This window comes from Lapidilactobacillus luobeiensis (assembly GCF_024345205.1).
Lineage (GTDB): Bacteria > Bacillota > Bacilli > Lactobacillales > Lactobacillaceae > Lapidilactobacillus > Lapidilactobacillus luobeiensis.
On record NZ_BROC01000002.1, the window covers coordinates 1 to 13,831 of the forward strand.

General features: G+C 43.7%; 10 protein-coding genes. 6 read left to right on the forward strand and 4 right to left on the reverse strand.

The genetic code is table 11. The annotated features are described in order from the left end of the window. The first annotated feature begins 372 nt into the window (after positions 1-372). Positions 373-2,028 (forward strand): putative polysaccharide biosynthesis protein, encoded by a 1,656-nt coding sequence (locus OCU21_RS00905; protein ID WP_261805631.1) that lies wholly within the window; start codon positions 373-375, stop codon positions 2,026-2,028. Next, positions 2,025-2,759, forward strand: a complete 735-nt coding sequence (locus OCU21_RS00910; RefSeq protein ID WP_261805632.1) for a pseudouridine synthase — start codon at positions 2,025-2,027, stop codon at positions 2,757-2,759. Before OCU21_RS00905 ends, OCU21_RS00910 begins: the two co-directional genes overlap by 4 nt. Here OCU21_RS00910 and OCU21_RS00915 read toward each other — a convergent pair. Continuing rightward, positions 2,727-3,578, reverse strand: coding sequence for an NAD(P)H-hydrate dehydratase (locus tag OCU21_RS00915; protein WP_261805633.1), 852 nt, complete (start codon positions 3,576-3,578; stop codon positions 2,727-2,729). The genes OCU21_RS00910 and OCU21_RS00915 overlap by 33 nt on opposite strands. Positions 3,579-4,532: 954 nt before the next feature. Here OCU21_RS00915 and OCU21_RS00920 point away from each other — a divergent pair. From OCU21_RS00920 to OCU21_RS00930, 3 genes are all read left to right on the forward strand, one after another. Next, the gene (locus OCU21_RS00920; RefSeq protein WP_261805634.1) at positions 4,533-6,152 is read left to right on the forward strand and encodes an ABC transporter transmembrane domain-containing protein; all 1,620 of its coding nucleotides are present in this window, start codon (positions 4,533-4,535) and stop codon (positions 6,150-6,152) included. Beyond that, on the forward strand, positions 6,149-7,744 hold the full coding sequence (locus OCU21_RS00925; RefSeq protein ID WP_261805635.1) for an ATP-binding cassette domain-containing protein: 1,596 nt from the start codon (positions 6,149-6,151) through the stop codon (positions 7,742-7,744). Before OCU21_RS00920 ends, OCU21_RS00925 begins: the two co-directional genes overlap by 4 nt. Before the next feature lie 675 nt (positions 7,745-8,419). Further along, complete coding sequence (locus tag OCU21_RS00930; protein ID WP_261805636.1) at positions 8,420-10,021, forward strand: ATP-binding cassette domain-containing protein; 1,602 nt, start codon at positions 8,420-8,422, stop codon at positions 10,019-10,021. A 576-nt stretch (positions 10,022-10,597) separates the two neighbouring features. Here OCU21_RS00930 and OCU21_RS00935 read toward each other — a convergent pair. Both OCU21_RS00935 and OCU21_RS00940 read right to left on the reverse strand, forming a co-directional pair. After that, complete coding sequence (locus OCU21_RS00935) at positions 10,598-11,728, reverse strand: M56 family metallopeptidase (protein ID WP_261805637.1); 1,131 nt, start codon at positions 11,726-11,728, stop codon at positions 10,598-10,600. An 8-nt stretch (positions 11,729-11,736) separates the two neighbouring features. Beyond that, positions 11,737-12,096, reverse strand: coding sequence for a BlaI/MecI/CopY family transcriptional regulator (locus tag OCU21_RS00940; protein ID WP_261805638.1), 360 nt, complete (start codon positions 12,094-12,096; stop codon positions 11,737-11,739). A 509-nt stretch (positions 12,097-12,605) separates the two neighbouring features. On the opposite strand from OCU21_RS00940, the gene OCU21_RS00945 reads away from it, so the two are divergent. Then, a complete protein-coding gene (locus tag OCU21_RS00945; protein ID WP_261805639.1) occupies positions 12,606-12,782 on the forward strand; it encodes a hypothetical protein in 177 nt (58 codons plus the stop codon). A gap of 341 nt (positions 12,783-13,123) precedes the next feature. Here OCU21_RS00945 and OCU21_RS00950 read toward each other — a convergent pair whose 3' ends face one another. Further along, positions 13,124-13,360: a hypothetical protein gene (locus tag OCU21_RS00950; protein WP_261805640.1), complete on the reverse strand. Its 237-nt coding sequence runs from the start codon at positions 13,358-13,360 to the stop codon at positions 13,124-13,126. Positions 13,361-13,831: the final 471 nt, after the last annotated feature.

Below are 13,831 nucleotides of genomic sequence, written 5' to 3' on the forward strand. Positions count from 1 at the left end.
CGCACTTTGCGAAGCTCAAAGTGACGCCCACAGCGAGCTCACCCCGAACCACGCAGTGGAAGTTACGGCCAAGATATAGAAGCACAGCGAGCTCACCCGCCACACGCAACGCAGCCCGCGGCCAACATTGGAACGGAACAGCCATCACAGCAAACTCGCCCCTAACCATGCAGTGCAAAGCACGGATAATGAGCGAGCCAGGGCCCAGCTGGAAGCGCCCAATATTGACTTGGTCAGCACGGCCTGATCAGACGTTTACCAGTCTTTGTTTTATTTACCTCGTGAATGGGGTACAATAAAAGCTAATGGATGTTTGAGATTATCGGGGTGGCGCTAGTTGACGCGGGCCACCTCCTTAAAGGAGCGTTTTGATTGGCGCAAGAAACAAATCGACCACACGCGGTCAGTCCCGCACGATCGGAGACTAGCCGCGATACTTTTGTACGCGGATCTGCCTGGATCACCGCCGGAAGTGTCTTTTCGCGGATCTTAGGGGCAGTTTACATTATGGCTTGGCTACCGATGATCGGCAATGCCGAGACAGGTAACTTAGCGAATGCTTTATATGGCAAAGGATACAATATCTATTCGATTTTCTTGATGATCTCGACAGCGGGGATCCCTGGCGCGATCGCCAAGCAAGTGGCGCACTATAACACACTGAATGAATATCGGATCGGGCAACAATTATTTAAAACCGGTGTACGGATCATGGCGATCTTAGGTGTTGTTTCGGCGGCGATCATGTATTTTGCGGCGCCACTGTACGCGCAGAGTCCAGAGGAGATCCCAGTTTATCACGCCTTGAGTTGGGCGGTGCTGATCATTCCGTTTTTAAGTATTTTCCGCGGATATTTTCAAGGATTTTCTGAAATGGCGCCTTCTGCGATCTCGCAAGTAGTGGAACAGTTGGCTCGGGTCGCTTATTTGTTAGGCGCGACTTTCGTGATTATGAAAATCAATCATGGTCATTATCAAGAAGCTGTGGTCCAATCGACCTTTGCGGCGTTTATTGGCGCTTTATTCGGTATTTTGGTTTTAGTCTGGTTTTATTTACGCCAACGGCCGAAAATCAGTCGATTGGTAGCTCAGTCCGATAATGAGATCCAGGTCTCACCACGGGGCTTAGTCATGGATATTTTGCGGCAAGCGTTGCCGTTTATTTTGATTGGTTCCGGGATCACGATTTTCCAATTGATCGACCAATATACTTTCTTCCGAATGTTACCAAAATTCTTTATCGTATCTGCCAAACAAATGGAGATCTACTTCGGGATCTTCAACTTTAATTCCAACAAATTGGTGATGATCGTGATCTCCTTCGCGGCCGCTTTGGCGGTGGCGGCAGTGCCGTTATTGTCGGCTGCTTACGCACGTAAGGATCGGCGCGATATGTCAGCGCAGATCACCAATATTTTGCAACTGTTTCTGATCATCATGGTGCCTTCTGCCTTTGGGGTAGCAGCCGTAGCGGAACCACTTTATACGTTGTTTTATGGCTATGATCCTTTAGGAATCAGTATTTTGCATCTTAACGCCTTTACCGCGATCCTTTCCGGTTTGTTCACTGTATTAGCTGCTGTTTTGCAGGGACTGTATCAAAATAAACGAGCAATGGGTTACCTAGTCGTGGGGATCGCTACTAAATTGGTCCTTCAGTACCCAATGATCGCTTTCTTCAATGTTTATGGACCGTTGGTTTCAACGGGGCTCGGAATGTTGGTGACTTGTTTATTGATGCTTTGGTCGTTACTGCAGACTTATGGGTTCCGCGTCAAGCAGACCCTGCGGCGAATGTTGGGTATTTTGGCCTTTTCCTTGTTGATGTATTTTGTGACAGCGACGGTGGTCAATCTGTTATCACTGGTCGTGAATCCAGAACGGAAAATATTCTCCGCCCTGATTTTGATCGTGGCTGTCGTGATCGGTGTCGCGATCTATGGCTATTTGATTTTGAAAACACGGCTGGCTGATCGGATCATCGGTGATCGGATCAGTGGGCTGCGCCGGAGGTTACACATTCGATGAGACTAGATCGTTATTTGGCTAATATGGGGCAGGGAAGTCGGCAAGAAGTACGAGCATTACTGAAAAAAGGTCAAGTCACGCTAAATGGTCAAGTGATCAAAAAAGCTGGTCAGGCGGTTGCGGAAAATGACCAAGTGGCGATTGCGGGCCAGCCGTTGGTCTTTGTCCCATATGTCTATTATTTGCTTAATAAACCGGCGGGGGTGCTCACGGCGACGACTGATCAGACTCAGCCGACTGTTTTGGGTCTTTTGGCACCAACATTGCCTCACTATCGCGAATTAGCGCCAGTGGGTCGCTTAGATCGCGATACAACCGGGCTTTTGTTGATCACTAACGATGGTCAATTGGCGCACCGGTTATTACAGCCAAAATATCACGTCACCAAGCGTTATCTGGCTACGGTGGCCGGTCTGGTTCAGCCGGAATTAAGCGACATTTTGGCGAAAGGGGTCAAGTTGAGTGACTTTACCACGCAACCGGCGCGACTAGAAATTCTCGCAGTGGACACCGAAAAAAAGCAATCGACGGTGGCACTGACGATTGCTGAAGGTAAATATCATCAAGTTAAGCGGATGCTCATGGCCTTTGATCATCCAGTCTTACAATTGCAACGCCAATCCTTTGGTCCTTTGAGCTTGCCTGAAGATCTGGCCAGTGGCGCTTATCGTGAATTGACCGCCGCCGAGCTGGTTGCTTTAAGAGCCAGCGCAGCTGAAACGCGCCATTAGGATAGGTAATTGGTTACAGATTTGGCTGGGAAGCGTAACATAGTGATCCTGCGCCAGTTCTTGCCCGGCTAAACCATGAAGATAGACCGCTGCCAGTGTTGCTGGTAACGGTTTTTTGTTTTGGCCGAATTGGGCGCAAAACGCGGCAATGATCCCGGTCAAGGTATCACCCATGCCCCCAGTGGCCATCGCCGCAACGCCGGTGGTGTTACGGAAAACCTCCTGACCAGCATAGATCTGGGTGCGATGTTGCTTCAGGACCAAGATGGTTGCCGCCGGTAGCTGGGCCAGCACGGTTTGATTGGCCCTGACTGTTTGACGAGCAATTGGCAGCCCGCTCAGGCGATGCCATTCTTCTTGATGGGGCGTTAGGATCAATTGTGGCTTTTGGGGGAAGGGGATGGCCCCGCCAGCGACTAGGGCTAGCGCCGAGCCATCAACGATCAGGGTTTGATTGGCGCTGACTGCGGTGAACACCAGCCGTAAAAGCGCCTGTTCTCCTGGATCAAGTCCTAGGCCGGGGCCAACCACGATCACATCAGCGCTTTGAATACTTTCGTGTAAGGCGGCAGTTTCAGCCCAATCCAAAAACATGATCTCTGGATGGCGGGCATGTAGCGCCGTGCGATTGACTGCTGCACTGGCCAGCGTCACCAGCCCCGCCCCCGCAAACAAGGCGGCGCTGGCGCTCATGATCCCCGCACCGCCATATTGTTCATTGCCGGCGACAACAAGAACGCGACCGAAAGTTCCTTTATGGCTTTCCGCCGGTCGCGTTTGAATCACATCTGTTAAGATTTTATCAGTAAGTTCAATCATTCTGGCAACTTCCTCTGAAATTTGATTGGTGGCGCCTGCGCCTTCTGTACTGGAACTGAGAGGGACTCTTGACTTATCGTGTTGACAACTCAGTTCAATGATAAGCGTGATTAGGTAGTCCGTCAATTAGGCGGAATAAAACGTATTGATATTATAGCTAACATGCTGAGGCGAAAAGATAGTGATTACTCCCTTTTTTAGTTTTGGATCAAGCAAACCTTCCGTAGGTCAATCTAGGCGGCTTTTCGACTTCTAAAAAAAACGCTGGTGTGACGGGGAAGAATGGCGATATTTAACTTTCAACCTTAATTATAGCTACGCGGGTCTAATCTCTGTTGCTCAAAGCAGGGCGAAGATGATCCCTAGTTACCTGAAAAAGAGAAATCAGCAAAATTGCCAAAACCATAGTTTGTACTTCAGCGGTAGGCGACCGAGTTAGAACTTCCTGTGTCTAGCAGCATTGTTGGGCGCTCTTTGTTGAGCTCTCGATTCTTAACTCCGGCCACCGAGTTTTAGAGGGTTAGGTTAAGAAACTGATGTAGATTATCGATCATGATTTACGATCTTAAAAAATTTATAACGACAATATCGCATAGGCGTCCTAAAAAATGAAAGATACTTTTTACTTATTGACATATTAATAACATTAAACTACTATAAAACTATCATAATAGTCATCACAAGCGGGCCAAAGTCACCACGTGATGAAATCCAACATAGAAGTAGTTTGAATCATGGTTGGTAAAACTAACTATCCAAGCTACTTCTATGTTGACATTAGCACGAGCAGGCCCAGAAGCTGGTTCGTCCAATTCAACGGTTACAAGACCTGTGGATCCAGGACTTGACGGAATTATTTACCAAAAAAGCGGGGTAACAAACATTGCTAAATAGCTGGACCTAAAGCGTGCGGGTCCAATAATTTATTTGAGCGTGTGGCTGAAGGGATAAGTAATGAGAGAAAGCAAAGCACTAAATCTGAATAATTATTTACTTAGGGAAAAGAAAAGTGTCTTTTTTGCCGGAGTTTTGACCATTCTAAGTGTCTGCGTCCAAACATTACAAGCAACCAGTTTGGCCGCTTTGGCTAATAGTATGCTAACTTTTTCACTCCGACCTATCATCTCAGCAATATTGATCTTTGCCTTGATTTATATTAGTGTCTATTTGATCGATGGGTTAGCCACCTACTTACAGACGTTAAGTATTCAAAAAATGAATATTGATATTCAAACGGATTTATTATGGGGAATCGCTAATTTGGGTTATGATCGATTTCACCACGAGGGCACGATCGGTAAGTTTGTTTCTTGGCTGAATAATGACATTGATAATATTGATGAGCTTGGCTTTAACAATATTTTTGGGCAAGTGACAAATATTAGCGGGATCGTCGTACCGCTGATTTCGTTGTTTAGCTACCATTGGTTACTAGGCAGTGTGGTTTTAGGATATGCGATCTTAGGAGTCGGCTTGCCGAAGATTGTCAGCAAACTCATCGACAAGCCAACCAAACGATTGACCGTGGAGAATGAATCGTTTGCTACCAGAGTTGAAGATACGCTGAATGGTTACGATACATATAGTGCGTATCATCGTCAACAAGAAATTCAAAATAATATTGCCAATGATGCGGCCCGATTAGGCAAGGTGAATGTTCATTATCAGCGCCAGTTGATTAAAGCCAATGGTGTCATGACGTATAGCGCCATAATCGGACAATATTTGATTTATTTAATGACGGGTATTTTGATTTTGAACAATCAATTATCCGTGGGGAGTTTTTTGGCGACTGGATCATTGGCAGGGATGGTCTTTACCTGCTTTAGCCAGTTTTTTAATAATTTTACGCAGTCAAAAACGACCGCAATCATTTTTGAAAAGTATCAGAATTTATCTCTGGAGAGACAAGCTGTCCTGGAATTTGTCAAGAATTCTGAGGCCCGGTTGAAACTGACTAAGGTTGCTAGTGGCGAAAATAACCGTTGGTTGGCGCCGACCTCCGCAAAGATAGGAAATCGCGAAAAAGTCAAATTAAGTGGTCCTAGTGGTTCAGGGAAGAGCACCTTGTTAAGGTCTCTGGCCGCCTTGTCGGACAATTACGAAGGTGAAATCGAGTGGTCGCCAACCAGACCCGATGTTTTGTATTTACCGCAAAAACCTGTTCTGTTCAATCAAACGATTCGCTTTAATCTTTCATTGAACCGTCATTTTTCTGATGACCAATTATGGCAGGCTTTAGATCAAGTTTTCTTAACTGATAAGATCAAGAAGTTTCCCCAAGGGTTAGATCAAGTTATTAATATCAGTGATAGTCAATTTTCAGGTGGGGAGCAGCAGCGATTGGCAGTTGCGCGGGGATTATTGATCCAAGCCTCGGTAGTTTTACTGGACGAAGCGACTTCTAATGTGGATTCACGGCGGGCTGAAAAGATACTGGCAACCTTCCTTGAAAGTTCGGACGCCTTAGTTATTTGTACGTCCCATAGTTCTTATCCTGATTTAGCTGGTCTTTATACGCAAACGATTGAGATTGGTCAAGACAACCATATGGAAGAAGCTGACCCAGTATGAAGATGAGTGAACTATTTGGCAAGCATAAATTTCTTTTTGGCGGCATTATTTTATTGACGATTGCCCAAGCAACGGGCAGTTCTTTAACAACGGTTTTTTTAACGAATATCACGGATAGTTTGATTCAAATCAACAAAAGCGCGTTTATCAGCTGGTTTATTTTTACCCTTATCCTTGCGTTGCTGAGCTATACAGCCGGTCTGATTTTTGATTATCTAGTTGCGGTCATTACTCAAAGTATCAATCAGGATATTAGAAATAACCTCGCAACTGGACTTGTCAATTTTTCAAATGATGATTTTCATGAAAAGGGAACAACGGGGGGTTATTTGGCCTGGTTTATTAATGATATTCAGTTGATCGATAATAATGGTCTTAAAAATACTTTCCAAATCATTAGTAATTGTGCAATGATAGTGACCTCATTGATTGCAATCGCGTATTACCACTGGCTCTTGTTACTAGTGACCTTATTATTAGGTGGGTTGATCTTGTTGATTCCCAAAAGGTTAAAGGGGAGTTTAAATAATGCTTCTGAGAAACTGACTAGAAGTAATGAATTATTCATTAATACGAGCGAAAATATGCTTCAGGGCTATGATACTTTCTTATCATTTCACCATCTTGCCGAAATGGTCAAGCAGATCGGTCGATCTGCCTACAAACTTTCGCTCTCGCGATTGAAGTTTAAACAGCGACAAATCGGTATTTCGATCCTAACCAATCTCAGAAGTGTCCTTTGTACAATTGCTATTGTGGTTACGACGAGTGTTCTGGTCTATTTGAAACAATTAACACCCGGGGCGTTGATCACCACCATGGGATTGACTGGCAGTGTTTTTTATTCTTTAAGTCAGCTGAGCTCAGAGCTGGCAACCATAAAGAGTGTTCGACCGATCTTCGCGAAGTATCAAGCGTTAGACTTGCAGTCACATTCGCAGAATCCACCATTGATCCGGACGGGCAATGCTAGTTTACATTTAAATAAGCTCGGTAGTTATTTCGCGGGCAATCAATGGCTATTCCCTGTTTCAGCGGAGATCAAGAATCATGACAAGGTGCATTTGTCCGGCGATAGTGGTAGTGGGAAGAGTACACTTTTAAGAATTATCGCCGGGTTAAGTGGCCATTATCAAGGAAGTTTGGTTTGGGCAGGAAACGAGAAGCCGAGTGTTCTCTATATTCCCCAAACACCATATATTTTTAATCGCAGTATTCGCTATAATTTGACCTTGGGGGCAACAAAATCGGATGATCAATTGTGGGCAGCACTTGAGACAGTTAAATTAAAAAAGAAAATATCAACGCTACCCGAACAACTGGCAACGCAATTATCGGCTAGTGGCGGTGACTTTTCTGGTGGGGAACGCCAACGTCTTGCGTTGGCCCGCGCTTTATTGGTTGACCCAGATGTCTTACTATTTGATGAGAGCACATCAAATGTAGACTATCCAACCGCGCTGTCCATTGAGCAGGAACTATTAGCGAACAAGGATCAGACGGTGATTTATGTGTCCCATGAAAAAAAGGCCGCGTTAAAAGAATATTTCGATCAAGAAATATTCTTAAAAAATAATAATTCACCTGAATGATTCATCCCAAAGCGGCAAAAAACTAGCAGCGCTGCGATGTAACAACATTTCTTTACTTGTCCGATTTACCCTCAATGAGCGTAAATCGGGCTTTATTTGAGGTAACGAAAAAGGTGTACTCAAAGGCTCAGCGATGACGCCAACCGCAAACTTAAAAATGAGAAGAAAATGAAATGGAACGGTCGTGAAATCGGCATCCAGCGAAGGCAATTTGACGGTGCCGTTGAATTTGTCGTCTGTTGAGTATTAACGCGCGATGGTTCAACATGATGTTCACTGGTAGCACTAGCTTGCTTTAACAGCGAGTTCATCGAAGTAACGGCCTTTTGGAAAAATAAAAATGGCCGAATTTTTCCTACTTGCGTCCTTGCTTCTTGAAGAATATTTATTAGAAAATCGTCTGGTTAACAAACATTATTGCAATTAAATTAAAAAATCATTGTTTTATTTTTTAATAGTCATATAATTAAAATTAAGTTATCATTGCTCGTTTGAAAGCAAGGCTGGGTTGCCGTGCTGATCGGCGCGAAGCAATAATCAGTAAGCGAGGATCAACTTAACTCGTTTTGAAACGTGGCGACTGATCTAGTGCGGTCATAGAAGCTATTGGATTGGTTGATTAAATTAATTGAGCGGCGAGCAACGATCAACTCGCCGGGCAAGGGGTTGGTAATTATGATTAAAGATTTTGTCAAACGCAATTTAGGGCTGTTTAGTTTAGTGGTGTTAGCCAGTATTATCGGGATGGCCGCCGGGGCCGGTTCTTCTGTGATCATGGCCTACGCCTTTAACGAATTGATCGAGGGTCGCTTCTATTCGTTTATTCGCTATGAGTCACTTTTTCTACTCGTGAACATTATTTCTGATTTAGCTATGATTTATTTTGGTATTTGGGGTCAGATGATCATTCAGAGGTACAACCACTTCTTACGGGCAGCGTATATTCAGGATCTGGGCTCCAGCGAGGTCGTGCTTAAGGATAATAATGCGCACATCAACGCGCTGACCAACGATTTACTGTTGCTTTCGGAGAAGTATCTTTGGGGATTCTTGAAGATGGTCAACGCCGTTTTCAAAATTCTCTTCGCAATCGTGGCCTTGTTCACCTTCCATTGGTCGCTGGTGATCGCGGCGATTTTCTTAGCCAGCATGATGATCGTGATCCCAATGTTGTTCAACAAACAGTTAACGGCAGTGACGAAGCGTATCTCCGCCTCAAACCAGGAGTTGATCGCCTCCTTGAATGATTGGTTGGGCGGGCTGTTCGAGTTGCGTTGGAATGGGGCGGCCAAGAAACTTTGGACCCGGATCAGCCCTAAAGCCAAGGCGTTAGAAGACAGTTATGTCAAGAATGAGACCGTGGATAGTTGGATCGGCTTCTTTGGCAACATTACCGGGACGATCTCCCAATTTGCCCTGATTCTATTGGCCAGTTATCTGTCTACTCGTGGTTTGGTCACCACCGGGGTCGTGGTCAGTGTCGGCGATTTCATTTATTTGATTTTTACTGGTTTGGTGACTATGAGCAATAATATTACTAGTCACATCTCAGGCAAGGTGATCAGTGAGAAGTACCAGCACTTGTTGCAGACGAAGCAACCTGCGGATACGGAAACGAATAAACAAGTGTTAGCTGGTCAGCCCCAGCTGGTTAAAGTTGCTGGTCTGAGTTACGAATACCCGAATAAGACGATCAAATTCCCTGATTTCACCATCAAAGAAGGCAGTAAAGTGGCGATCGTTGGCCCCAGCGGTGTCGGGAAAACCACGTTGATGGAGATCCTGAGTGGTGAGCTGACCGGTTATCAAGGTGTCGCCCAGATCAATGACCTGGATATAAAAAATATCGATCAAGAATCACTGCGCGAGAAAATCGGGATCATCCCCCAAACCAGTCACGTGTTCAAGACCACGATCGCCGAAAATGTGCTCTTGTTTGATGAAGGACTCAAGACCGAACTAGCGCCAACGCTGGAGAAAGTCAACTTAGCGGCCACGGTCCAGGGCATGACTGACGGGGTCGAAACCGTGGTCGATCCGGCCAATGGCACCATGTCTGGTGGCGAGATGCAGCGGATCTCCTTGGCCCGGGCTCTGATTCGCGGCAAGGAATTTCTGATCATGGACGAGGGGACTTCAGCTTTAGATGAAGCCAACGCCCGTGACATCGTTCAGCGCCTATTGAACCAACCAGAGATCACGCTGCTAATGGTCACCCACACCAGTGATCATCAGTTGGTGGCCCAGTTTGATCAAGTCATCAAATTAGGCGCTTGATAGCTGTGGCGTAAGCGTTCGTCAGAATTTGCCGCGCCCAACGGTGATGATCAGCGCGCCTATTGAGCCTGCTAAAGTTAGCAAAAATTACTTCAAACGTTAGTTATCGAAGTTCAAAAAGACCGTTCATACGCTCGTAGAGATGACGGTCTTTTTTTGTGGCGCGAAAGTATTGAGACCACAGTACAGAATCTGATCGGTTATTTCGCCAAGTGAGTTATCAAGAGATTGATTTGCTGAGTTACAAAAATTTCAGAAAAAATCAAAAGAAGATCAAGTTGTCAACGATTTATCTTGACAGATTGATCTTCTTTTTCCTCAGATAACTATGAATAGATGGCTGGAAGATCTACATGGACATGACGTCTCAACCCTCGAACCGATCTATTTATCAGTAGATAGATTGTCTTGGCGTTCAGACAGATCACCATTAGTTTTAGTCTTCCAGACAATAATTGCATTTCTAGCATTTATTGGACTATCGGTGTTGCTCGCAACTTGAATTGGTCGTAGATTCGATAAATACGAAATAACGATCGTCATGAGTAGCGTCAAAACGAGACCCGAATGTATTTTTTATTCTTCTTCAGCTTTTCTGACTTCGATTCCTGCAAGCGAAGGATGATCCGGCTGGCTTACTTTGCCTAAACGCTGATGATCAATGTAGAGAAAATATTGATCACCCTCTTGTAATAAATACGTCCCTTCCTGTTGCTTTAATTCGTAAGTACCACGAATCGTGTCCTCGTCTTGGAAACTTGGCTCAATAATGATTGAAGTCATCATTATTGGTAAGATGACTAACCCAAGTAAGACCCATCTTGGTGTGTGTTTGACGCGGTGTCCTTCTAGTAAAAAATTTATTCGCTGCGCTAAGGTATTCTGTTCATAGATGGTGAAGTGCGGTAATAAATGCTGATCTTCTCGGATCATCTGTTGCTTTTGGTGTAGCTTTCGGGAAACTGTCACTAGCGCGGTCGTGTAATCAAAGCAGTTTGAATTTTGGCACTGGGCGATTGTTTGTTGATCGGTATTCATTTCGATGATCAAACTGACCTGTTGCTTTAAGAAATAGATCGGAATGAACCACCAATAGAGACAAGTGAGCAGGGCGGCCAAGTATTTCTTGAGAATATCATGATTAACGATGTGGAGATATTCATGCTGCAGGATATATTTCAATTCTTCCGCCGCTAATGTCTGGCGGGAGATGATGATCTTCGGATGGCGGATACCGATCACGAAGGGGGAACCGAGATGGTCGATTTGATAAACGGGAATCCTCCGGTAGACAGTGATCGGCTGCTCCTTGAGAGTAGCTGTTGCTATTTTTTTGGACAATTTTTTGCTGAAAGAATGTACCTTTAGCATCATGCGAATATTCCAGGCCAGCATGATCAACGCGCCCACGGTCCAGACTGTAATTAACAAGAATCTGACTGTTACGATTGTCTGCTGAAATGAAAATAGCACAGTTTCGTTGAATTTATAGAGATTTGGCAATAGCCAATGTGAAGCAATGGTGTGCGTAAAAGCAAATTCAACGGGTAGAAATAGGCGCAACAGAATAATCGTGACGAAGGCCAATAGAAAATCAAGGCGCAAGGTCCGATAAACTTTGCGGTGCGTAAGGATCAGCTGCAAAATAACGACGAGTAAGGTCGTGAAGATCAGTGTGATGAGCAATGATGTTGCAGAGAACCTCATAATATCACCTATTTTCGTAGTTCCTTTTTACGTTGTTCAATCACCCGCTCGAGATCGTCCAGTTCTGCTAGCGTCGTATTTGTTGCAACAAAACTAGTTAATAAATTATTGATCGCGCTTCTTGAGACATTTTGTTCAAGATAGGATTCTTCGGAAAGAACAGCCTGATATTCTCGCGTGATATTAGTACTTGTTTTGCCGTAGCCCGAATTTTCAATCAGTCCTTTTTTGAGCAGCTTACTTAGGACCGACTGAACAGTATTCTGGCTAAGTTCTGGATTCACTCTGACGATACCTCTGGCAGACAATGGTTCTGGCTGTTTCCAGAGTATCTGCATAATTTCTAATTCTTTCTTCGTGAGTTTCATAGTGAAAGACGTCCCTTCGATAATGACTCATAAATTCGCTCTTTCGATAGCTTAAATATAAGGGAATTGTCGCGAATAGTCAATAAATGCAATATTTTTATATTTAAATTGATTGGTGATTTCTTATGCCTAACTAGGTTAGACCGGTGCAGCGGCGTTCACCGAACTTTCTCATGATTTTTGTGTTAAATATAAGTGGGATCATGTCGGTTTAAAAGCAATGTAACCGTTGACAATAATGTTTATTGTTGTATCATTAGATTGTAATAGAATGTAAATATATTGGATTTAATTATTTGATAGTTGATTATTGTTGTGATAGTAAAATGAAACAGAGGATAGCGAAGAAATTGCCTCTGCCTCAGTATTGAGGAGCAGTTTATCGGAATGTTGGAACCTCCGTGATAAGATTCTAATAGTAAAAATGGTTTATAGCGAGTGTCCTGAATATTTTTAAGAATATCAGGTACACAATTGCTATAGTTGGCGATGAGGGGTAGGGATTATCAATGGACAAAAAGGTTTTAAAATTGATTCAGCTATTAATTTATATGGGTGCCAGTTTCCTGTGTGTTTACTTAGTATCAGATATTATTGACAATACGGTTATGAAATATATTACTGGAGTAATTGTGATGGTCAGTGGTGTCTTATTAGGCGGCAAAATCGGCAGAGCGGCGCGCTGATGGTGTCGCTGATAAATGATTTCAAGTTGTAAATTTTTTCATAAAAGTTTCATGATGACATGAAGCCTTTTTTGGTACATAAAAAGCCCCAAAATTCTGAAAAGTTCGGAATTTTTGGGGCTTTCATTTTCGAAACTAGAATTGGGTCTTAGCCTCTCTCTGTAACAAATTCATAAAACCGATAGTATTAACTTATTTGTGATGTGGTGACGCAGCGACGTCCATTGCCGCTCAATAAAATCGCCAAGGGCATTACCAACTGTACGGCAGTTTTCAACCAATCAGGAACATGCTTTGCTTAATTCAGTAAAAATTTTATTCATGATTTATTATTTCTTTGACTATAATTTTGTGACATTAATGATTGCATTGATCAGTGTTCCTAGACCGGCTCCGGAAAAGAGCACACCAAAAACTAGACTGAACCAAATCGAGAACCCTAAAAAGCCACTTTTGGATTTGACCGCGCCAGATTTGACGTTCCGAAAATACTTGATCGAAATCACTAATTCCCAAATCCCAACTGCTGTTAAAATCAGTCCAATTATTACCAGGGCAATGATGCCTTCAGTACTCATGATTAATCCCCTCCTTTGTTTAGCAACTAACATAATTATAGGAGATAAAGGACTGAAAACAAGTCAAAAATCGCCATTGGTGCTCATTTGGTCCTAAATGGTACTACTGCGAAGATAAGGATACCTATTGTTTTTTGAATTCGGAACATACTCAGGCGCTTTAAGTCTTATTTTCCCTGACGCCAAGCACGCCAAATATCTATTCGGCTGAATAAGGACGTCACTGACTAGAAAACGCTATTGATATACAGGCACCTTCGCCGTACACGCCAGCGTGAGCAGAAAGAATTAACAATAAAGTCAGTGGTTGCGATCAAATTAACCGAGAAACGAATTTACTTGGTTAAACAACAAGAAAAATAGCAAAATTATTGAACTCAAGTCTTTGCGCGTCATGACTATTTTGAAGCCGATGATGAATTTGGATACCATCAAGTTCTAATGGGCTTTTTACTATTGATTAATTGATGA

What these genes read in the sequence shown, in the direction of transcription:
- OCU21_RS00910 (WP_261805632.1), top strand. Translation starts at nt 2,025, where the DNA reads ATGAGACTAGATCGTTATTTGGCTAATATGGGGCAGGGAAGTCGGCAA.
- OCU21_RS00915 (WP_261805633.1), bottom strand. Translation starts at nt 3,578, where the DNA reads ATGATTGAACTTACTGATAAAATCTTAACAGATGTGATTCAAACGCGA.
- OCU21_RS00920 (WP_261805634.1), top strand. Translation starts at nt 4,533, where the DNA reads ATGAGAGAAAGCAAAGCACTAAATCTGAATAATTATTTACTTAGGGAA.
- OCU21_RS00925 (WP_261805635.1), top strand. Translation starts at nt 6,149, where the DNA reads ATGAAGATGAGTGAACTATTTGGCAAGCATAAATTTCTTTTTGGCGGC.
- OCU21_RS00930 (WP_261805636.1), top strand. Translation starts at nt 8,420, where the DNA reads ATGATTAAAGATTTTGTCAAACGCAATTTAGGGCTGTTTAGTTTAGTG.
- OCU21_RS00935 (WP_261805637.1), bottom strand. Translation starts at nt 11,728, where the DNA reads ATGAGGTTCTCTGCAACATCATTGCTCATCACACTGATCTTCACGACC.
- OCU21_RS00940 (WP_261805638.1), bottom strand. Translation starts at nt 12,096, where the DNA reads ATGAAACTCACGAAGAAAGAATTAGAAATTATGCAGATACTCTGGAAA.
- OCU21_RS00945 (WP_261805639.1), top strand. Translation starts at nt 12,606, where the DNA reads ATGGACAAAAAGGTTTTAAAATTGATTCAGCTATTAATTTATATGGGT.
- OCU21_RS00950 (WP_261805640.1), bottom strand. Translation starts at nt 13,360, where the DNA reads ATGAGTACTGAAGGCATCATTGCCCTGGTAATAATTGGACTGATTTTA.